A 19,310-nucleotide genomic window follows, 5' to 3' on the forward strand; every position below is an offset into this window, starting at 1 on the left:
CCCTCCACTTTATTTATGACATAAAAAGCTCTTCGACACCTCTGACGATCTCAAACGCTCCTGAACCATGATTGGAAACAACCGTCACCATCAGCTGATCATCCGGGTATACGCAGGAATGGAATCGGACCCCTGGATCATATCCCATGACATGATAAACGATCTGATCGTTCACATCATCCAACCAAAGCCCGTATCCGTATGAAATGCCCTCTTTAACGTTGACATGTTTTGTGAGCATCCGTTTGGTATGTTCTTCCCCTACCAGTCTCCCATTCAATAACGCCTCCCAGAAAATCATCATATCCTCCGCTGTCACAAACGCTCCCCCATCAGCACCTCCTACGACCGCAACAGCATACACGTTCGTCTTAAACGAACCATCTTTTTCGATGTACCCATAGCGGTGTTGGCTGACAGCTGGTCCAGACGTTAGTAACCCGAATGCTCCATTCCTGCAGCCTTGAAGATGTGTTCTGTCACATATTCTGTAAAGGTTTGGTCCGTGACTGCTTCCACAACCAATCCTAAAACGATGAACCCTGCATTATTGTACCAAAAGGAAAGTCCGGGAGGTAAACGCTAACTTTTGCTTTCAAAAACGGAAACCCGTAAACTTTAAATGGAAAACACGTAAAGGAGTGAGGAGCATGGCACAAGAAATCAATGGAAAAATCGCTTATGTAACTGGTGCTGGACGAGGCATTGGCCGAGCTACGGCTTTGCAACTGGCGCAAGAAGGGGTTCATGTCGGACTGATTGCCCGGACTGAAAGCCGTCTTCATGAAGTGGCCGAGGAAGCACGTTCTTTTGGGGTAAAGGCTTCTGTCGCTACTGCTGATATATCTGAACTCGATCAAGTTGAAAGGGCTATCCAACACCTGCAGGAAGAGCTTGGAGATGCAGATATCCTCATCAACAACGCAGGCATCGGTGTGCATGGAAAGTTCCTTGAACTTGAGCCTGACGAGTGGAAACGAACGTTTGAAGTGAATGTTTTCGGTACATACCACGTCACAAGAGCGGTCCTCCCGATGATGATGGAAAAGGACAACGCAGACATCATCAACATCTCTTCAAGCAGCGGCCTCAAAGGCACAGCTGGGTCCACCGCTTACAGTGGTTCCAAGTTCGCCCTGCAAGGCATGATGGAAGCACTCATGCAGGAATTGAGAAGGGAAAACATCCGCGTCTTCACCTTGAATCCGAGCCTCGTCGCTACAGAACTTGCGTTAGGTGAAGATATGGAAGGTCAGGATAAAGAGAAGTACATGCAGCCGGAAGATCTCGCTGAATATATGGTCGCGCAATTGAAGTTGCATCCGCGTATCTTCATCAAGCAGTCGCTTCAGTGGGCGACAAATCCTTTTTAATCATCAAACGAAGTGAGCCTGTCTTCAGGTTCACTTTTTTACGTCATGTGCTCGCAAGCCTACCCGTGCGTTTCAATCTGTGCTTCAGGCATGTATATCACGAGGAAGCGATCAACCTATCCTTTTAATCCCTTAGTTAAAGGAAGACATAAAAAAAGACTGACGCAAGCACGTCAGCCTTTTCCTTTATTCTTTCATCCATTGTGGCTTACCGAAACCTTTGAATTCCTCATCGATAATTTTCTCAAATTCGTCTGACTCTACAACCTCTTTGATATCCTTCACAAACTGAGCATCGAGGTCCTCCGTCTTGACGGCAACACGGTTACGGTAATCATCAGGCATGTCCTCCAATGCTAGTGCATTCAGAAGGTCCATCCCCGCAGCCAGTGCATAATTTCCTGGAACCATCGACAAATCCTCGCTATCAACAAGACGTGGCAATTGTCCTGCTTCTACTTCAACAAACTGAATGTCTTTTTTATTGTTCGTAATATCTTTTAAAGAGGCGCGCAGCGGGTCAACATTGTCGTCCACTTCCACCAGTCCTTCATCTTCCAGCACAATGAGAGCGCGTGCAAGGTTGGTCGGATCGTTGGGTACCCCCATCGTGCTTCCATCTTCAATACTTTGAATATCTTCATATGTATTGGAATAGATCCCCATAGGAGCTGTAGGGACGATGATGACTTCAGACAAGTCCAAGTCGTTTTCCTTCGCGAATGACTCTAAGTAAATTTTATGCTGAAAAAGGTTGGCGTCCAAATCCCCATTTGCAAGCGCCTTGTTCGGTTGTACATAATCCGTGAATTCTTTGTTCGTCACTTCGTACCCTTTTTCTTCTAATAACGGCGCAATCGCCTGTGTGACCATATCGCTATAGGGCCCAGAAGTCGCGCCAAAACGGATGGTATCTTTACCAGAAGCATCTGCACTTCCTTCCTCTTCTCCGCAAGCAGCGAGAAACGCGATGGTTAATAGCGTGGCACATAACAAGATGGTTTTTTTCATGAGAGAGTTCCTCCTATTTTTTAGTTCTTCTTCACAGTCTTAGCAATATAGTCGCCTGCGTATTGGACGATTTGGACGAGGACGATCAGCAGGATGACGGTCGTAAACATGACGAAGTTATCGTATCTGTAATACCCATAACGAATCGCCAAGTCTCCGATTCCTCCACCTCCAATGGCCCCTGCCATTGCGGAATACCCGATCAAACTGATGGCAGTGATCGTCAAGCCACTAATCAGTCCCGGTTTAATTTCTGGGAAAATGATATCCTTGATGATCAGCCATGGGGAGGCTCCACAGGCGATGGCCGATTCGATCACTCCTCGATCAATATCGCGGGCGGATGATTCCACAATTCTTGCATAAAACGGAATCGCAGCTACAGAAAGAGCTACAGACGCTGCTACAGGGCCCGTCGTTGTTCCGATTAAAAAGTTGGTAAAAGGAAATAAGAACACAAGCAAGATAATGAAGGGAACCGACCGGATCAAGTTCACGACAACGCCAACAATGCTTTTGACGGTTCTATTCTCCAGGAACAAATCACGGTCGGTCACAAACAGGAGCAACCCAAGCGGAAGACCTGCAATCAGAGCGACCACCAATCCGATCCCTACCATGATCAATGTTTCCAAAAACGATTTATTCAGCTCTGGCCATAAGTTGATCAGCTGTTCCATCATTGTGCAACACCTCCACTTCTCCGAGCTTTTGTTTCAGTTCTTCAATGGCTTCCTTTACGACGGGTTGCCCTCCTGTTAATTCCATCACAAAGGTGCCTAGAGCTTGCTCCTGGATATAATCGATCTTTCCATGGAGGATGTTCGCCCGTACGCTTGATCCTTTCAGTAAATCTGAAACGATCGATTCATTCGCAGAATCACCCTTGAACCTCATATGTACAATGGTGCCTTTACTTCTGGAAATGATGTGTTCGGGGATCTTAAAGTCGATGACCGTTTTTATAAAACGCTTGGTGAGTTCGTTTTCAGGAGCTGCAAAGATGTCGTATGTCGCCCCCTGCTCTACGATCTTCCCATCTTCCATGACCGCACAGCGATGGCAGATTTCTTTTACAACCTCCATCTCATGGGTGATCAACACAATGGTCAGTCCAAGTTCGCGGTTGATCTTTTTCAGTAAGCTCAAAATGGACTGTGTTGTGTTAGGATCGAGAGCTGACGTAGCTTCATCACACAGGAGCACTTTCGGATCGTTGGCGAGAGCTCGGGCGATGCTCACGCGTTGCTTTTGACCGCCACTCAATTGAGCAGGGTACGCTTCAGCTTTATCTGACAAACCGACGAGGTCCAGCAATTCGTGCGCCTTCCTCTTTCTTTCCTTCCGATTCACACCTGAAGCTTTAAGAGCGAAAGCGACGTTGTCTAAAACCGTTTTCGCCATGGCCAGGTGAAATCCCTGAAAGATCATCCCGATCGACTGTCTCGCCTTTCTCAACTCCTTGTTTTTTAATGTCATGAGATCGATTCCATCAACAAGGACTCTCCCACTCGTCGGGCGTTCCAAGATGTTCATGCAGCGTAACAGGGTACTTTTTCCTGCCCCACTATAACCGACGACACCAAAGATCTCCCCTTGTTCGATATCCAATGAAACGTTGTCGACGCCAATGACGTTCCCTTCTTTGGAAGGATAAACTTTACTCAGTTGTTCCAATGAAATCATGGGCTTCCCTCCTTTTCCTATGTATCCATAAATGATTGACCTACAAAAAACTCTCCCCCTTTGCGGGAGAGAGTTTCGCGTGTAATAGCCAAACTCTTATCTCCCAGAATCGATTCATTCTGTAGGAATTAGCACCACTCCTTGCGGAAGGTTGCTGTGATGTCTACGGGCCATACCCTCAATCACTCTCGATAAGATTTTTTGTTTATGGTTTTACACTTTAACGCATGTGAGAGGGTTTGTAAATAATTTTCTCAATCTTTTAAATTATAGAATATTATCATTGACATCTCATTTTATTAAATGGATAATGATGGGCATATCTGTGTAGGAGGGATTCCGATGGAGCCGATCAATGTTCAGGGAGCACCGAATATCTATCGCTGTGAACCGGGCATTTTGAAACAATTACCAGAACTACTTCAGGGAGAGAAATTCAAGCATGGAACCATCATCCACGGGGAAAATTCATGGGCGATGGCGGAATCGTACATGCCTGACTTTCCATTTGCTGTCGACACCATTTTGTATGGTGGAGAATGCACGCATCAAGAAGTAGAGAGAATCGGGAAAGAGATGAATTCCACGGATGTCCTCATTGGGGTCGGAGGCGGAAAAATTCTTGACCTCACGAAGGCGTGCGGAGAATCGCTTGATCTTCCGGTCATCCTGATCCCCACATTAGTATCCAATTGTGCCGCTTGGACACCTTTAAGTGTGTTCTATGATGAACATGGGAATTTCCTTGAATACACCATTTTCAAAAGAAGTACATACATGGTCGTGGTTGACCCCGATATGCTCGTCCATTCACCCGTAGAATACCTTCGTGCAGGGATCGGTGACACGATTGCCAAATGGTATGAAGCAGACGTTTTGACGAGACATATAGATAAAAAACCACTTCCTCTGGAGATCGCTCTTCACGCAGCAAAGATGTGTCGGGACGTCCTTTTTGAGGAGGGGACCGAGGCTGTTCGTGCTCTTGAAAATCTTGAACCGAATACGGCTTTTACACGTGTGACAGAAACGATCATCCTCGCTGGTGGTATGGTGGGAGGTTTTGGAGATGGTTACGGAAGGATCTCTGGTGCCCATTCCATTCATAACGGGTTAACAAAAGTACCAGCGACGAAAAGGTTTTTACATGGTGAGAAAGTAGCCTATGGAATCCTTGTCCAGCTGGCCCTCGAAGGGAAAATAGAACAAATCAAGAAACTCGTTCCTTTTTACCAATCCATGCAGCTGCCTTTATCATTGAGTGACCTTCACGCGTCTTCACTAGAAGATGTGGAAACGATTTCTCACTATTCCACCCGGCAAGGCGAATCCATTCACCTCATGAGGATCCACGATCAATCAGATGTGAAAGATGCCATCTATATAGTGGAAGAAAGCTTAGCCTCCCGGTAGAAGGCTAAGCTTTTAGTTTGCGGGCCAAATAGATTCCGCTTGCCGCCGCTTGAGAAAGGGAGTGCGTATCTCCTGAACAGTCCCCGATCAAATACAAGCCAGGGATTTCCGTTTCAAAATGGGCATCTGTGAAAATTTTGGGTTCATAAAATTTGCTGTCGATCCCATAAAGGATGGTGTCGCGATCGATTTCTTCTTCCAGGAGCCCTTCCAATGCCTCAAAAAACTCCAGCAAGGCGTCGATATAAAGAGGCGGAACTTCCAGACGGAGATCCCCTGCTTCTGCTTCTATCGAAGGAACGATTGGACCGGAAGAAAGATCTCCGGAAATTCTTCCTTCGCGTAAATCGCCCAGCTTTTGGGATACAATTCTCCCCCGTCCTTGATTGATTTTCCCGATCGTATCGCGAGCCTCTCTCATCGCTTCTTCCTGATTTTCAAAAAATCGCGGAACGAAAAGGGTGAAATTCAAATTCCTGCTCGGACCCTCCTCATTTTGGTTCTGCCCATCTGCCATCACCAGGTCATGCTGGTATTTGCGTACGACTCTGCCACGGGGATTCATACAATAGGTCGTGGCTGAAAATCGGTCGTTCTTGTAATGAAGCTTCGTTTCAAAGGTTTCCTGAAGGATGGCATCGAGCTGATCTCCGCGCATCTCCACGCGCACACCTAAATCCAACCGGGTTGGTCCGGGCTTCAATCCTAACTCTGCCAACCTTGATTTCATCCAATCACTCCCGCTCATGCCTGTAGCGAAAACGACCTGCTTACTTTGAAAGCACCCCTGATTGGTAGATAGAGAGAATAGTCCGTCATCTTTTGTGACGCTCGTGACATCCGCTTCGAAGGTAAATGTCATCTGTTCAGACATTTCTTCATACAGGCTTTGAAAAATCTTCCGAGCGCGCTTCGTCCCTAAATGGCGCACCTCTGTCGAGAAAACACGCAGGGAATGTTGTGCTGCTTTCATGGAGAGCTTCTCATTTTTTGTACTGTATCTCTTTACAACGTCTCCACCATAAGAACATAAGAGTTCATCGACTTCTTCCATGAGCTCCAGCGCTTCCTTTTCACCGATTTTTCCATTCAGCTGTCCTCCGAAGTCATTCGTATAATTGAACTTCCCTTCTGATTTTCCTAACCCTGCAAATCCTATGTAGCGATCACACGGCCCCTCACACGTGCAACCCTCTCCATCTAACCCACACGTCCGTTCAACGATTGGCTTTCCTTTATCCACCACATGAATGTCCCATCCCGGGTGCTCGGTTGCTAACGTGTAAGCAAGAAAGACGCCACTGACCCCTGCGCCGATGATCGTCACATCATACATACGATCACTCATTTTTTTCACGGACTTTGGCGTAAATACATGTATCGGTCAACCGTTTTCCATCGACAGAGAGGTCTTCGTTGCGGAGGATTCCTTCCAGGTCGAAACCGAGTGACTCGGGTATCGTACGGCTTCTCTTATTCTCTGATTCGCAGCGGATTTCCACACGAGCAGCGCCTAATTCATCCAAGGCATAAGTCGTCAATCCGTCTACGGCTTCCCTCATATATCCCTTTCCACTATGAGCGGTATCCATCCAATAGCCAATTTCAAACTTTGGCACGTCCCAGTCCATTCGATGAAAACCCGTAGAACCAATGAACGTCAGATCCTCTTTCAAGTATATGAGATACCGTAAGTTCTGACGCAGCAGAAACTTGGCATGCGCTTCCCTTGTGTTTGATTCTGTATCTTCAACTGTCGGGGTCTCCTGGACGAATCCAAGCCATGGTTTCAGTTCATTCACGGATCGTTGGATAGCTGCATTGATGGCCGATCCGTCGCCGGGTTCCGGCATTTTCAATAGAAGCCTATCTGTTTCTATGTGTGTTTTGACGTCTCGTAAAACTGGATTCATCATTTCATCCCCTTGTGTTTCGATTTCATCCTTATTCTCTATCAAACAAGAATTCCGATTTTTTTGCAACAGCTATATTCAAAGCTTTCTAAATTTTTGTATAATAGATGGAAATTGTCTCATGAAGGAGGGATCTCATGACGAGGAATCGCGCATTTTTGATGATTTTTCTAGGTGCATCACTATGGGGCATCATCGGGCTGTTTGTGAACGAATTGTACGAATATGGATTTTCGCCCATTCAAGTCGTCGCGTTAAGAGTCACATCAGCGATGCTGCTTTTGTTTTGCTACCTTGCGATTATAAACATCCGGCTGTTAAAAATAAAGCCTGCAGACTCAGGCTATTTCTTCGGCACAGGGGTCATCAGCATCGCCCTGTTCAACTGGTGTCTGTTCAGCGCAATAGAAACGACGTCCATGTCGATCGCCTTTGTACTCCTTTACACAGCACCTGTTTTCGTGACTATTTTTTCAAGAATTTTCTTCAAAGAAGCGTGGACAGGAAGAAAACTGACCGCTCTCTTTACGACCTTTATCGGTTGTACGTTCGTCATCGGGCTCCTCCCGGAATTGGAGGCTTCTCTGTCGCTTGCCGGCTTACTGTTCGGACTAGGATCCGGGTTGTTTTATGCCTTGTACAGCATTTTCGGCAAGGTGATCTTAAAAAAGTACCGCTCGCTGACCGTCACCTTTTATACGTTTTTATTTGCATCGCTTGCGGTCGTTCCTTTCAGCAGCCTATGGAAGGATTTGTCCTTTCTGACTGATCTTCGCATCTGGTTGTTGATGATCGGGCTCGGCCTCATCTCGACCGTTTTACCATTCCTGCTTTACACGAAAGGACTAGAGCACGTGGAATCGAGCCGGGCTTCGATCGTCGCCACCATCGAACCGGTCGTTGCGACCCTCATCGGTTATTTCGTCTACGCAGAAGTGATGACGATTTACCAGTATGCCGGAGTACTGCTTGTACTCTTATCTGTCATCATTGTGCAGGAATCGAAAAAGCAGCCCTTGCACCGAAGAAGAAGATCAGCTTCCTGACTATGAGCCTATGCAGAGGGAATTTCAGGTTCGCTTTTCATCTCTTTTTACTAAGTGGGGCGCTTTTTCCTCGTTAAGTCACTTTCGATCCTCATTAGGTCACTTTGGTCTAGCGTTAGGACACTTTCCATCTTCATTAAGTCACTTTGCCCCACTGTCAGGGCACTTTCAAACACTTACAAAAAACCAGCCCCCAAAGAAGGAGCTGGTTTTTATTATTTAGTACGTATGACAACAGTCGTCAATGGATCGATGGTAATTTCGCCTTTGCCTAGCTTAAATCCGGATGGATCTTTCACTTTCTTACGTCCAGCTTCGTCATCATCGACCAGTACTTTCCCTTTTTTCAAGTTCTCATCAATCGTCAACGTACGCGCTTTGTCATCAGCGTTAATGAACACGTAGTAGTTTCCTTTCGCTTTCTTGCCAGGATCGACGGCTTTGTATGCAATCATCAAGTCCGTCTCCTGAATTTCTGGTGCGTCAATGAGTGTGACGTGCTCATTGACGAGTTCCTCTGAACCAAGACGGAAGGCATCTGTCCAGCGTCTCAGCTCAATCAAACCTTTCGTATATTCCATCGTTTCCTGCTGGATGCTCGGCTCTGATACCGCCTGCCAGTCGAACTGGTTGATCACATCAGTAGAATCATAGGAATCGTGAATGAAGAAAGGATAATCAAACGGATTCCCGTCTTCATCGAACATTTCCGTTCCCTTAGCTTCTGGTTCATCTTCCCCTTTCCACTGCTTCGTACGGCCGTATTCCTGACCGGCATGAAGGAAAGAAATGCCCTGACTTGTCAGAATCATCGAATTCCCAAGGCGTATGCGTTTTTGGATTTCTTTTTCGTGCTTCGCCGGGTCCTTCTTGATGGACTGGGCGATGACATCATGAAGCGGCAGGTTATCATGGGCAGCGATGTACTGCACGATATCACCCGGATCATCTTCATTTACATTTCCAGGCTTGCCTTTGATGTTGTTGAAAATCGTATCGATGTTACGAGCGCCTCCAGTAATGAACCGGGGCTCTCCTTCACTACCGAAACCTGATTTCAATTCATTCCTGATTTCATCCGAGAAGACAGCGGCTCCATCGGTTTCGTTCATCCAATCCTGATCCGCCGGCTGTACATCGGATTCTCCACTATCTCCGGCATAAGTTCTCCATCCTTCACCGAGCATGAGAATGTCAGGGTTCAAAGCTTCCGCTGCATCGTAGGCCGCTTGGACACTCTCAGCATCAAGATCGCCCATCAAGTCGAAACGGAAGCCGTCCACTTTGAATTCATCGACCCAGTATTTGATTGAATCGACCATGAGCTTGCGGGACATTTCGTGCGTCGTTCCCACTTTTCCGCCGCCATAACCGACTTTTGAGTTCCCTTCTTCATCCATGAAATGATAATAATTCGGGACAAGGTCTTCAAGGATGCTCACTTTGGCTGTGTGGTTATACACGACATCCAATATGACGCCCATCTTCCGTTTGTGAATCTCGTCAATCAGATTCTTGAACTCTTCAATTCTTTCTTCCGGGTCTTCAGGGTCCTCTGAATACATGCCGGAAAGAGCGAAATAGCTGTGAGGATCATAGCCCCAGTTGTAATTGTTCCCTGAAGAGGAATACTCACGCTCACGTGTGCTACTGTCGAATTCATCCCCGAAATAATACTTCATCACAGGCAACAGTTGGATGTGAGTCACACCAAGTTCTTTTACATAATCCAGTTTTTCTACAAACGCATTGAACGTGCCAAACTGGGAATCCAATTCATCATCGATGCTCGGATCAGATGTGAAATCGCGCACGTGCGCTTCCCAAATGATCGCATCTTCACGCTTTTCATAGCCTTTGATTTTGGCAAAATGAAGCTTTGGACCGATCTCTGATGGATTGACGATCGCTGCTTTTCCAACAGTATCGTTATCATCATTGTTTGATGCTGCCATGGATTTGGCGTAAGGATCAAGAGCCAGCTTCTCTTCACCATAGGCTTTGATCCGGTACTGGTAATAATAGTTCTCCAATTCATCAAGTCCTGTATTGCTCTCATCCAACGTCACCGACCAGACGCCGTTGTCCCCTCTTTCCATCGGGATGTGATCCTTCACAACTTCATACTGATCGTCTTCATCGTATAGAACCACGGAAACTTCTGTCGCAATCGGAGACCAGAGCTTCAGTTCAGCGGTGCCGTCCTCGCGCAGCGTCGCGCCGAGATCGTCTCCGTCATAAGCAAATCGCTCATCCATCAGCTTCCAGTCTACAATGACATTCGTTTCTTCTTCTTCGTATTGAATCGTGTAGGTCTGGGTCAGATCCAAAGGTTCGGTTGTCTGAAGGCGTACGTCTTGTCCGTCTACAGCCACAGACTCAATCGCGACAAGCTCTCCATCCGCTCCCTTCAAAGCGAATTCAGAACGATCCGCAGAGTCAATGACCTGGCTCATCTTCGCCGTCAGAAGCTTGTCGTCCTTGATTTTCGCCGACTCGACGTATGTGGTCAAGACAGGTTCTTCTAAATAGACGTCCTCCTTGCCTTGGACAAGCCAGAATTCCTTTTCACCTGTAGCTGGAAAGCTACGATCATTCAGGGTATCTTTCATGTCCCCCTTATGTATGATGAAATTCAATCCGTTCTTGATGTCGATGACCGGGATCTCGACAGATACTCCATAATCGGTCTTTTTCGTAAATGTGACAGGGTCCGACCAATCAGTCTCTTGTTCAATCGCTGGATTCGCACCGTCATTATTCCAAAGGTGCAGCCCCCACCCTTCATAATTTCCATCCAGCCGTTTATAGTGAATGGTAACGGTTTCATTTGTTTCCGCATACGTTTCTGTTTTACTCAACCAAGCAAAAGACGTCGGAATCGCAAGCATAAACACAAGCATGACGCTGACAGACACTTTCAAACCTGGGAATCTCATTCTCAAATTCTCTTCCTCCTCATCTTATTTTCTACGTCTATAAAAAGACGTTCAGTGCAACCGCTTCCACAAACGAATATACCATACTCTTCCACTTCTATAGTGATTATTCTGAAAATAATTGAAAAAGAAACCTTTGGCCTGTTTCATTAGTCCCAAGTTCTAAAGCTGCGTTTCCGGAATACATTGAAGAAGGTAAAACGGGAGGTGTTTGTATGTCAGCCGCTCGCATTCTCATGTGGGTCACCGCTGCTCTGGAAGCTTGTCTTGGGATCCCTTTTCTTGGTGGTACGTTTGTCATCTCTTTATTATGGACTCCTTTAGCCGTTATGCTGATCCTTCATATCATCACCCTTGTGCTCGCCCAGAAAAAAGGAAGGGAGACGAGAGGAAGCATCCTCGGAATCGTTACGTCATGCATTGGTTGGGTACCGTTCGTCGGTATGGTCATGCACATTTTGACCGCGATCTTTTTGTTCATTGATGCTGCAGAAACGGATCCAGAAGTAGAAAAGCAACCCGCATAGAAAAGGCGCCTCCTGCCGAGGCGCCTTTTTTTAGAGTGAGATATTACTTTGTTCCTTTTGGAAAGCCCTCAACAATAGAAGAAGGGCGATTTCGAGAATGATGACACCCACCAAACCGATGACAAGGATCGGAATCACCCAGTTCTCAGGGATATTCAATGAAAATGGCATGATGGCATAGTAGATGAGATGAGCCGTTAGATAAACACGGAAAAGACGCTTCGCTCTTGCTGTTAAATCGTCCTTTTCGTTTTTCTCAGCCCATTTAATGAGTACTTGGAAAAGGTAAAAGGACAGCACCAATTTGATCAAACCGATCGACTGGTGGTAGATCGTAACCGGGTCGGAGGCCATAGTCACCCCTTGTACCGTTCCTGCAGGCTGTCCGAGAAAGAGTTGGGGGATGGCAGCCAAACTAATGACCAAAGCCGTCACCCTCGCTCCCTTCATTCCTTTCAAACTCCCCTCTAATCCATTCAAGGCACTCAGTACGAGTAAGAACCCGACAAAATCGGGCAGGACTTCAATCACACCGAAATGGATGTCGATCATGACGAGAAGCAAACCTGAGAACATTCGTTGAAATGGATTCATTGGCTTCCCCTCCGTTCGATGAGGCGTTCCATCTGCTCAGGATCGAATCTAGGATCATTCGAGATGAGAAAGGACTCGGTGACCGCTTCGCCGCTAGTCGTCGTTCCTTCCAAGAACATCTCATAAGTATAGGCGTGGACCGTATCTAGTCTTTCCTGAATCGTGAGCCTGATTCGATCTCCCCGCTTCATTTCAACAGGAAATTGGACGTCTTCCAACGGAGCACCTGCTACCTTGCTCCACGTTTGATTCATTTCTTTGGAGTTGGACATCGGACCTCCCCCATCCGGAGTGCCCGTGGTGCCGATAGAAGGTGTGTATAACTTCATCTTGAAATCTTCCTGCGCCTTAGGAAATGGCGATGTCATCGACTCTACTTCTATATCAGTCTCGACTGTATAGGCACGGAAGGATCGACCATTGCTGCTGCTCGAGCTCATTTGAGAATGAAAAATAGAGTTCACATCCCTCTGACCAGTGAAGTTAATTTTACCGATGTCCGCGATGATTGTTTTTCCATCACTCAAGTGAATCGTCGCTTCCCCTTCATGATCAACGTCCAACTCACGCATTCGTTGGTCATCAAAGCGCGATGTTTTCAACAAATAGTGGGTCGATCGGCTTCGTACCTGAGGACCGTAAGCAGGGTCACTATCTGGATGACGCTGAAAGCTGTGCTCCGTATGTAATAACTCACCATTACTGAATTCGATACTTACAACCGTTGCCGGGTCCGTTCTGTTCGTTAAGTAATACAGTTCAAACATCCCGGCACCGCTGTGAAAATGCTTAAGAAAAATCGGATCCTCCAATTGTTTGGAGTGATTGAACCATAGGTTGCCTCCCCAACTGATCGCGATGATCAGGAGGAAGAGAATCAATGTTCTTCCTTTCATATGTATCTTCCTAACTCTAATTCTTTTTGTTTCACGTGTTGTTTCGCACTCTGTGTGCGTTTCTTCGACTCTTGCGCGCGATGCTCCACTCTTGTGCGTGATGCTCCGACTCTTGTGCGCGATGCTCCACTCTTGTGCGCGATAATCCGACTCTTACGCGCGATGCCCACTCTTGTGCGCGGAACTCCAACTCTTGTGCGCGATAATCCGACTCTTGTGCGCGATGCTACGACTCTTGCGCGCGATGCTACGACTCTTGCGCGCGTTCCTCCGACTATTACGCGAGATGTCCCACTCTTGCGCGCGACTCGTACTTATAGAAAATGAAACCAACAAACCAAATCCACCGTATAGTATAGGAATTCCCTTACAGAAAGCGAGACGATTATGTTACATCATTCTACCTTTTACACAATGCAGACCGAAACCATCATGGCTCATCAAAGCAAGCAATACAGCATCACAAATAGCGAGAATGATAGAGTCGCCTCTTTTGAAGAGGATTCTTCCAGTTCCCGTAATGGATGGAACCAGCTACTGAAAACATTTAACCTTGATCAAATGGCAGGGCTACATATGAAGCTTTTGTCACCATCAAACGAAGTGATCGCCGATATTCATAGAAAAAAAGGTCTCTCAAGCGATGTTACCATTCTAACGGGTGACTCTACTTTCTACCTGCGTTTCAAAGGAGCCGTAAAACAGACAATCCTGGCCGAGTCTTCTGCTGGAAAGACGCTTTTTGAAATCACAGGAAAAAATATGGCGTCAGATTTTGAAGCGAAAACGATAGATCGATCCATCGCTATCATACAAAAGCGGTCAATCCCAGTTCCGTCGACCAAAGAGGCTTGGCTTTCTGGAGACCTCTACCATGTGAGAGGTCATGAATGGACGGAGGAAGAAGTGATACTTTTGCTATGTACAGCGTTGATGATTGATATCACGTATCACCAAAAATAGAGCCTAACTAAGGCTCTATTTCCCAATGATCACGGGAACGATCCAAACAGCTCCAAGGAAAAGATATAACGCGGCGAATTTTTTCCGATCATCCATCCATTCGTCTATTCCTAAGGAAAGCAAGAGACCTCCGATGATGAAAGCATTGATCTCGGGAGAAGGATCGAACCCTTCCAGAAGGACGTTTGCAATCATCCAGAGAAGAGCAAAGCATCCGTAAAGGATGTTGAACACTTTCATGCGGCCATGCCCCTCTCCTCTATGTATTCCTCATAATAATGCTCTTTCGCTTCCCATTTTTTCTTCCCATCTCTGAACCCTGTCACGAGCGCAAACGATAAAGGAACGAAGAAAAAAAACCATGACAGATTAGCGCCAAGAATCGCCGGCAGTAAATGGCCCAGGCTATTCGAGACAGAAGAACGCAGTTGAAAAAGGGTACGCCGATCTCGCCAGCGTGCATCCCAAATCTGCCACAACTCCTCATTCGTCTTTCTGCTCATATACGTTTCATAAAGGAAAAATCCATAAAAAACGACGGCTCCTAAATAAAACAAGCCAGGGACAAAATCAAACAAAATCTGCCCGAGCCCGATACATAGAGCCATGATCAAGAACAAGTGCCAGACAGACTTGCGGGCTTTATTTCTGATCATCACTTGATCGACGCTTTCTTTTTCTAATGCTTCTTCCATAAGGACCCCCCTGCCTCAAGTGATCAATGCATCCATATGCCGTACAAACATAGGCAAAACATGAACAGGCATAGTGTAATCGTAAGAATAGGTTCTACTTTCTTCCCTCTTTCCAGGATTTCCTCTACCCGTAAGATGATGATCGAAGGTGCTAAGAAAACCCATCCCCACTCCCAGTGAAAAGGAAGGTTGGTGAACAGTGGCAGAACTAGGGCGAGAACGGCACAAATCAATAGAATGTGACCAAGCCAACTCCATTTTTTGCTCATAGGTAACCCCCATTCAATGGATCACGGGTCCCATTGTAACAGAATTTTCCTTTCTTTTGGAAAAAAATAACCCTTCCCTGGCCAGGAAAGGCTATGATTCGTCAACCGGATACACCCCATCCTCATCATGGACTTCATCCCCGCTGATGGGAGGATTGAACACACAGATCATCCGCATATCCGTTTTCGCCCGCACCACATGTTCGTCATGTTCATCGAGCGCATAAAGGACACCATTTTCAATCGGCCATACCTTTTGATCTTTGAGCGTCACCACTTCTCCTTTCCCTTCAATACAATAGACCGATTCCAGGTGATGCTTGTACCATATGTGCGTTTCTGTCCCGGCGCGGATGATCGTGTCGTGGACCGAGTACCCCATTCCGTCCTTTTTGACGATGAGACGACGGCTGTTCCACGTCCCTCCATCGACATCCTGACTCGTCCCAATCACATCTTTCAAAGCAACGACTTTCATCCCATCTCCTCCTTCTTTTCCAATCTATTCCCTATTCGAAAGAGTAGAACGCCACCGATTCGATCCCTCGTAAAAAATACGTCTGCAGACTTATGAAGAAATACACCCGCAGCCACTGAAAATAGACGGAACCCCCGTTATAATAATAAGATAGCCGCTTGGGATCCATCCAAGCGGCTGTTTTGTATGATTTCTATCGTCGATCGATCCATTCAAGACTTCTAAACAAACCCTTACAATCCCAGTTTGAGTTTACGCGAATTTTTCGCTTCATACATTTTCTGATCCGCTTCATCGAGAACACTTGTGAAATCCTGCTTCCCGAATGCGAACTCGCACACGCCGATGCTGAGACTGACATGGATGTGATGGCTATCGAGAAGGAGCGGCACTTCAAACGCGTGGTGGATGCGTGCACATAAATCATCAACGCTTTCATCATCGTTGAGTTTTTGCAGCATGACAAATTCATCACCACTCAGCCGGTACACCTGGGCTGTGCCTTTCGCTGCTTCCCGCAAGATCTCCGCGATCGATGTGAGAGCCACATCCCCTGTGATGTGCCCATATGTATCATTGATCTTTTTAAATTCATTCACATCCAAGAACAACAGGGCGTACTCTCCCTCTTCTTCCTCGTTCAAGAAGAACTGCTCGAGCGCATAGCGATTCGGAATACGGGTCAAGTCATCATGGAAGATGGTGTTACGGGAACGCTCGAGATTAGCGATCGTCTTATTGATGTTCTGGTTCAATTCTCCAACGATGCCGCCGGAACGGAACGCTGTTCTCGCGGATAAGTCCCCGTTCCTGACCGAACCCAAAACGTGATTCACATGATGGATAAACCTTTTCGTAAATGAAAAAAAGACCATATAGTTCATCAATCCTAACAGGGAACCCGCAAAGACGGAAGCGAGGATGAAGAATAAAAACAGCGGTTCCGGAATCGGAATGATCTGGCTTAGCACAAGGGAAAAACCGACTCCCATAAGGACACCGATCAGGAGATAGATGACGAGCATCCACTGTAAGTAATTCAATTTCATAACATGACGACCTTTCCAAAAGGGTATGAGGAAACATCCCTTGCATGGTCATTTCGACCTGAATAAATGTACCCTATGTTTGAAATACCCCACCCTGTCCGTTTGAAACGTGGCAATGTTCAAATGATAGCGTATCAAGTCTCCCGTTCTTTCATTAAACCTAGAGAAGGATCCAGCATGCATAAAAAACCCCGGAACAGAAGTCCCGGGGTTCCATTCACTTTTTCAACATCGTAATGAATTCACAAGCATCCGTATGAAACGTATCCTGCTCTACAAAACCCATGTTTTCATACAAGCGGATCGCACGCTCGTTGAAAGTGGCGACTGAGAGGCGGACAGGCGTCCCTCCCTGTTCTTGCTCAATCTGGGATAACACCTTTTTCCCGAACAGAGAGCCATGGCCCTGCCCGGTAAGCGCGGGGTTCATGCCGAGCCCCATATCGACGGCGTCTGTTTCATAAACGCCTGCTTTTTCACCAGCAGGGACTTTGGCACTCGCTCCCGTACAAAAGAAGCCGACGAATGATCCCTCTTCATTGAAGATTGTCCGGTAACTCCCGTCCATCCGTTCGGATAGCGACTCTTCCGTCAGTTCGACGTTGTAAAAATCATAAGGTGCCTCATAGGTCCACCGGAGTGATTCCGTGGCATAGGCTTCTGTCATGGCTTGGACAGAAAGATTCATCCTTCTCCCCCTCGTTCAGCACCCGTCCTCTTTATACTGTTCCATCTCCGCATGCATCATGCGCAGCCGGGACTTTTCAGGCGCTTTTTTGATTTTATGTTTCTTTTCGTACCGATACGCGCCTTTGCGGTGCGCTTTCGCCAGTTTCCCAGGGTTTTCGAGCCATGGATGGGTTCCCCCACCTTCCCCGTAATGCCTCACGTTCAGCAAGATGTCCAATTGCTTCTGTATGATGCGCTCCCTGTGATGGCGATAATCATCCGCACTTCTGTTCTTCATGCAATCCACGTCCTGTTCCTCGAGATTTGACACGATCCCGCAAGGAGGCTCAAGGAACTCTCTCCCTACAGGAACGTATCAAATGGCGTGGCTCTCTTCACGATCATCCCCCCAATATCCATCAAGCAAGCAGACACTCATGTTCATAGAGATACGCATACCTCAAATCGATGAAAAGGAAGTGTTGATCCGTCAGCGGAAAACTGAACGTCCGCACCATCTCCTTCGTTTCGATATCTGAATAAAGGCCTGACAGCAGTCCGGTATTGAGAGCTTTCATCTGCATGACATTTTCGAGGAAGTACGGACGAAACGCCCAGTTGGATCCGCGCTTGTGCGGTTCGAGTTCCCATACATCCGTCTTTTTTCTGAAGTTCGAGGAGACTTGCTGCCCATCGATATGGCAGACGAACATCCGGAAGCTCTCCTCATTGAATTCCTGGGTCACCCCATCAATGAAAACATCCGCCTTCTTGGGACCTTCCCATTTGGGCAGCAGTTGCTTCACTTTCTTCTCCCACGCTTTAATAAGATCGAGGCGCTGCTGCAGCAGGCTTTTCTCACGCTGCACATAACCTGCCATCTTTTGCCCGAGATCGATGGCAAGCGACTCCCGGTCGACCGGCTGGAAGGCTGGATAACCGAGATAGAAGCCTTGATAAAAACGGCTGCCGTGTTTCCATGCGAAATAGAGCTGATAGTCGTCTTCAATGTTTTCAAAAAGAAGCGCCGCCCCGATCCTATGGGCAAGCATCGACATCGAGAACATGATGTCATGGAACGTGTCACCGTTCTGCTGGCGGATAATCCGCGAATCGATCTTCAAAATATTCGGCTCCAGCTGCCGGATGCGGTCGATGTTCGAGCTCTTCGCTCCGACATGATCGACGGCAATTTGGATGCCATAAGTTTTATAATAGAGAAGCAGATGATTCAACGTCTCGAATTCTTCATCGAAATCATGCTCGGTGACTTCAATGACAATCCGCTTCATATCCAGTCCTTTTTGTTCATAATCAAGCAGCGATTGCAACAGGTCTTCTCCATCGTTGATCATCAGCTGTTTCGCATTGCGGTTGATGAACAACAGCCCTTTCGTCCCTTTTTCCAAGATCTGTTCGACCGCAAGACGCAACACATGCTGGTCGACTTCCACTTTGAATTCTTCCGGAACGTCAGGATCAAGGAAAAACGGGCCCAAGCTGTGCCACCTTCCATCCTCTTCGTAGCGAGCCAGAACTTCGTGGCCGATGACGTCTTGATTGATCGCGCTGACAATCGGCTGGAAGACCGGTTTGATTTTATGTAAGTTGCCTAAGATATCGAGTGGATCCATATGTCCCCCTCCTGCTTTTCTTTATCTGTATCCATTATACATGATTCCGCTTTCTATGAATAAATGATAGGCACGCAGGGAAAAGAAGACAATCCAAGCGTGGACCAACATTCCATTCGTACCATATTTTTCCTGAAATACTTATATCCGACCAT

22 protein-coding genes, 1 pseudogene and 1 riboswitch are annotated in these 19,310 nt (G+C 46.8%); of the genes and pseudogenes, 5 read left to right on the forward strand and 18 right to left on the reverse strand.

Annotated features, from left to right (window positions below):
- Window positions 1-13: 13 nt before the first annotated feature.
- Window positions 14-487, reverse strand: a complete 474-nt coding sequence (locus ACXACN_RS06215) for a serine hydrolase (RefSeq protein WP_474966813.1) — start codon at window positions 485-487, stop codon at window positions 14-16.
- A pseudogene (locus ACXACN_RS06220) lies at window positions 433-564 on the reverse strand (serine hydrolase); the annotation flags it as partial. The pseudogene ACXACN_RS06220 and the gene ACXACN_RS06215, both read right to left, overlap by 55 nt.
- Before the next feature lie 86 nt (window positions 565-650).
- Here ACXACN_RS06220 and ACXACN_RS06225 point away from each other — a divergent pair.
- The gene (locus ACXACN_RS06225) at window positions 651-1,373 is read left to right on the forward strand and encodes a 3-ketoacyl-ACP reductase (RefSeq protein WP_474963133.1); all 723 of its coding nucleotides are present in this window, start codon (window positions 651-653) and stop codon (window positions 1,371-1,373) included.
- A gap of 186 nt (window positions 1,374-1,559) precedes the next feature.
- Here the strand turns inward: ACXACN_RS06225 and ACXACN_RS06230 are convergent, their stop codons facing one another.
- Genes ACXACN_RS06230 through ACXACN_RS06240 form a run of 3 tightly spaced genes read right to left on the reverse strand, consistent with a single transcriptional unit; the run spans window position 1,560 to window position 4,070 of the window.
- Entirely contained in the window at window positions 1,560-2,384 is an 825-nt protein-coding gene (locus tag ACXACN_RS06230; protein ID WP_474963134.1) for a MetQ/NlpA family ABC transporter substrate-binding protein, read from the reverse strand.
- A gap of 20 nt (window positions 2,385-2,404) precedes the next feature.
- Window positions 2,405-3,067, reverse strand: coding sequence for a methionine ABC transporter permease (locus ACXACN_RS06235; protein ID WP_474963136.1), 663 nt, complete (start codon window positions 3,065-3,067; stop codon window positions 2,405-2,407).
- Window positions 3,027-4,070: a methionine ABC transporter ATP-binding protein gene (locus tag ACXACN_RS06240; RefSeq protein WP_474963138.1), complete on the reverse strand. Its 1,044-nt coding sequence runs from the start codon at window positions 4,068-4,070 to the stop codon at window positions 3,027-3,029. Before ACXACN_RS06240 ends, ACXACN_RS06235 begins: the two co-directional genes overlap by 41 nt.
- A 93-nt stretch (window positions 4,071-4,163) precedes the next feature.
- Window positions 4,164-4,268: riboswitch (SAM riboswitch) on the reverse strand.
- Window positions 4,269-4,412: 144 nt separating this feature from the next.
- Here ACXACN_RS06240 and ACXACN_RS06245 point away from each other — a divergent pair.
- Window positions 4,413-5,483 (forward strand): iron-containing alcohol dehydrogenase family protein, encoded by a 1,071-nt coding sequence (locus ACXACN_RS06245; RefSeq protein ID WP_474963140.1) that lies wholly within the window; start codon window positions 4,413-4,415, stop codon window positions 5,481-5,483.
- Between the two features lie 4 nt (window positions 5,484-5,487).
- On the opposite strand, the gene ACXACN_RS06250 is transcribed toward ACXACN_RS06245, so the two are convergent.
- Window positions 5,488-6,819, reverse strand: a complete 1,332-nt coding sequence (locus tag ACXACN_RS06250; protein ID WP_474963142.1) for an FAD-binding oxidoreductase/lyase — start codon at window positions 6,817-6,819, stop codon at window positions 5,488-5,490.
- Between the two features lie 4 nt (window positions 6,820-6,823).
- Window positions 6,824-7,396: a GNAT family N-acetyltransferase gene (locus ACXACN_RS06255; RefSeq protein ID WP_474963143.1), complete on the reverse strand. Its 573-nt coding sequence runs from the start codon at window positions 7,394-7,396 to the stop codon at window positions 6,824-6,826.
- Window positions 7,397-7,533: 137 nt separating this feature from the next.
- On the opposite strand from ACXACN_RS06255, the gene ACXACN_RS06260 reads away from it, so the two are divergent.
- Window positions 7,534-8,442 (forward strand): DMT family transporter, encoded by a 909-nt coding sequence (locus tag ACXACN_RS06260; RefSeq protein ID WP_474963144.1) that lies wholly within the window; start codon window positions 7,534-7,536, stop codon window positions 8,440-8,442.
- A 215-nt stretch (window positions 8,443-8,657) separates the two neighbouring features.
- Here the strand turns inward: ACXACN_RS06260 and ACXACN_RS06265 are convergent, their stop codons facing one another.
- Window positions 8,658-11,381, reverse strand: a complete 2,724-nt coding sequence (locus tag ACXACN_RS06265) for a pullulanase (RefSeq protein WP_474966814.1) — start codon at window positions 11,379-11,381, stop codon at window positions 8,658-8,660.
- A 215-nt stretch (window positions 11,382-11,596) separates the two neighbouring features.
- Here ACXACN_RS06265 and ACXACN_RS06270 point away from each other — a divergent pair, with 215 nt between their 5' ends.
- The gene (locus ACXACN_RS06270; protein WP_474963146.1) at window positions 11,597-11,908 is read left to right on the forward strand and encodes a hypothetical protein; all 312 of its coding nucleotides are present in this window, start codon (window positions 11,597-11,599) and stop codon (window positions 11,906-11,908) included.
- A gap of 30 nt (window positions 11,909-11,938) precedes the next feature.
- Here the strand turns inward: ACXACN_RS06270 and ACXACN_RS06275 are convergent, their stop codons facing one another.
- Together ACXACN_RS06275 and ACXACN_RS06280 are read right to left on the reverse strand one after the other, a co-directional pair.
- A complete protein-coding gene (locus tag ACXACN_RS06275) occupies window positions 11,939-12,502 on the reverse strand; it encodes a hypothetical protein (protein WP_474963147.1) in 564 nt (187 codons plus the stop codon).
- Window positions 12,499-13,398 carry a hypothetical protein gene (locus ACXACN_RS06280; RefSeq protein ID WP_474963149.1) on the reverse strand — a complete coding sequence of 300 codons (900 nt, stop codon included), beginning with the start codon at window positions 13,396-13,398 and terminating at the stop codon, window positions 12,499-12,501. Before ACXACN_RS06280 ends, ACXACN_RS06275 begins: the two co-directional genes overlap by 4 nt.
- A gap of 387 nt (window positions 13,399-13,785) precedes the next feature.
- Here ACXACN_RS06280 and ACXACN_RS06285 point away from each other — a divergent pair, with 387 nt between their 5' ends.
- On the forward strand, window positions 13,786-14,361 hold the full coding sequence (locus tag ACXACN_RS06285; protein ID WP_474963150.1) for a hypothetical protein: 576 nt from the start codon (window positions 13,786-13,788) through the stop codon (window positions 14,359-14,361).
- Between the two features lie 15 nt (window positions 14,362-14,376).
- Here the strand turns inward: ACXACN_RS06285 and ACXACN_RS06290 are convergent, their stop codons facing one another.
- The 8 genes from ACXACN_RS06290 to ACXACN_RS06325 form a co-directional block, all read right to left on the reverse strand.
- Complete coding sequence (locus tag ACXACN_RS06290) at window positions 14,377-14,601, reverse strand: hypothetical protein (protein WP_474963152.1); 225 nt, start codon at window positions 14,599-14,601, stop codon at window positions 14,377-14,379.
- Window positions 14,598-15,056: a hypothetical protein gene (locus tag ACXACN_RS06295; protein ID WP_474963153.1), complete on the reverse strand. Its 459-nt coding sequence runs from the start codon at window positions 15,054-15,056 to the stop codon at window positions 14,598-14,600. Before ACXACN_RS06295 ends, ACXACN_RS06290 begins: the two co-directional genes overlap by 4 nt.
- Window positions 15,057-15,079: 23 nt before the next feature.
- On the reverse strand, window positions 15,080-15,325 hold the full coding sequence (locus tag ACXACN_RS06300) for a hypothetical protein (RefSeq protein WP_474963154.1): 246 nt from the start codon (window positions 15,323-15,325) through the stop codon (window positions 15,080-15,082).
- Between the two features lie 91 nt (window positions 15,326-15,416).
- Window positions 15,417-15,803, reverse strand: a complete 387-nt coding sequence (locus ACXACN_RS06305; RefSeq protein ID WP_474963156.1) for an ectoine synthase — start codon at window positions 15,801-15,803, stop codon at window positions 15,417-15,419.
- 233 nt (window positions 15,804-16,036) lie between these two features.
- Window positions 16,037-16,852: a GGDEF domain-containing protein gene (locus ACXACN_RS06310; protein WP_474963158.1), complete on the reverse strand. Its 816-nt coding sequence runs from the start codon at window positions 16,850-16,852 to the stop codon at window positions 16,037-16,039.
- A gap of 217 nt (window positions 16,853-17,069) precedes the next feature.
- On the reverse strand, window positions 17,070-17,540 hold the full coding sequence (locus ACXACN_RS06315; RefSeq protein WP_474963159.1) for a GNAT family N-acetyltransferase: 471 nt from the start codon (window positions 17,538-17,540) through the stop codon (window positions 17,070-17,072).
- A 15-nt stretch (window positions 17,541-17,555) separates the two neighbouring features.
- Window positions 17,556-17,819, reverse strand: coding sequence for a hypothetical protein (locus ACXACN_RS06320; RefSeq protein WP_474963161.1), 264 nt, complete (start codon window positions 17,817-17,819; stop codon window positions 17,556-17,558).
- Between the two features lie 121 nt (window positions 17,820-17,940).
- Entirely contained in the window at window positions 17,941-19,155 is a 1,215-nt protein-coding gene (locus tag ACXACN_RS06325) for an EAL domain-containing protein (protein ID WP_474963162.1), read from the reverse strand.
- Window positions 19,156-19,310: the final 155 nt, after the last annotated feature.

It is taken from the genome of Halobacillus sp. AWM4_238 (genome assembly GCF_056158265.1).

Coding starts and splice junctions, on each gene's coding strand:
- ACXACN_RS06315 (WP_474963159.1), bottom strand. CDS start 17,540: ATGAATCTTTCTGTCCAAGCCATGACAGAAGCCTATGCCACGGAATCA.
- ACXACN_RS06295 (WP_474963153.1), bottom strand. CDS start 15,056: ATGGAAGAAGCATTAGAAAAAGAAAGCGTCGATCAAGTGATGATCAGA.
- ACXACN_RS06265 (WP_474966814.1), bottom strand. CDS start 11,381: ATGAGATTCCCAGGTTTGAAAGTGTCTGTCAGCGTCATGCTTGTGTTT.
- ACXACN_RS06280 (WP_474963149.1), bottom strand. CDS start 13,398: ATGAAAGGAAGAACATTGATTCTCTTCCTCCTGATCATCGCGATCAGT.
- ACXACN_RS06235 (WP_474963136.1), bottom strand. CDS start 3,067: ATGATGGAACAGCTGATCAACTTATGGCCAGAGCTGAATAAATCGTTT.
- ACXACN_RS06225 (WP_474963133.1), top strand. CDS start 651: ATGGCACAAGAAATCAATGGAAAAATCGCTTATGTAACTGGTGCTGGA.
- ACXACN_RS06290 (WP_474963152.1), bottom strand. CDS start 14,601: ATGAAAGTGTTCAACATCCTTTACGGATGCTTTGCTCTTCTCTGGATG.
- ACXACN_RS06320 (WP_474963161.1), bottom strand. CDS start 17,819: ATGAAGAACAGAAGTGCGGATGATTATCGCCATCACAGGGAGCGCATC.
- ACXACN_RS06240 (WP_474963138.1), bottom strand. CDS start 4,070: ATGATTTCATTGGAACAACTGAGTAAAGTTTATCCTTCCAAAGAAGGG.
- ACXACN_RS06305 (WP_474963156.1), bottom strand. CDS start 15,803: ATGAAAGTCGTTGCTTTGAAAGATGTGATTGGGACGAGTCAGGATGTC.
- ACXACN_RS06310 (WP_474963158.1), bottom strand. CDS start 16,852: ATGAAATTGAATTACTTACAGTGGATGCTCGTCATCTATCTCCTGATC.
- ACXACN_RS06285 (WP_474963150.1), top strand. CDS start 13,786: ATGTTACATCATTCTACCTTTTACACAATGCAGACCGAAACCATCATG.
- ACXACN_RS06260 (WP_474963144.1), top strand. CDS start 7,534: ATGACGAGGAATCGCGCATTTTTGATGATTTTTCTAGGTGCATCACTA.
- ACXACN_RS06300 (WP_474963154.1), bottom strand. CDS start 15,325: ATGAGCAAAAAATGGAGTTGGCTTGGTCACATTCTATTGATTTGTGCC.
- ACXACN_RS06275 (WP_474963147.1), bottom strand. CDS start 12,502: ATGAATCCATTTCAACGAATGTTCTCAGGTTTGCTTCTCGTCATGATC.
- ACXACN_RS06245 (WP_474963140.1), top strand. CDS start 4,413: ATGGAGCCGATCAATGTTCAGGGAGCACCGAATATCTATCGCTGTGAA.
- ACXACN_RS06325 (WP_474963162.1), bottom strand. CDS start 19,155: ATGGATCCACTCGATATCTTAGGCAACTTACATAAAATCAAACCGGTC.
- ACXACN_RS06270 (WP_474963146.1), top strand. CDS start 11,597: ATGTCAGCCGCTCGCATTCTCATGTGGGTCACCGCTGCTCTGGAAGCT.
- ACXACN_RS06250 (WP_474963142.1), bottom strand. CDS start 6,819: ATGTATGATGTGACGATCATCGGCGCAGGGGTCAGTGGCGTCTTTCTT.
- ACXACN_RS06230 (WP_474963134.1), bottom strand. CDS start 2,384: ATGAAAAAAACCATCTTGTTATGTGCCACGCTATTAACCATCGCGTTT.
- ACXACN_RS06255 (WP_474963143.1), bottom strand. CDS start 7,396: ATGAATCCAGTTTTACGAGACGTCAAAACACACATAGAAACAGATAGG.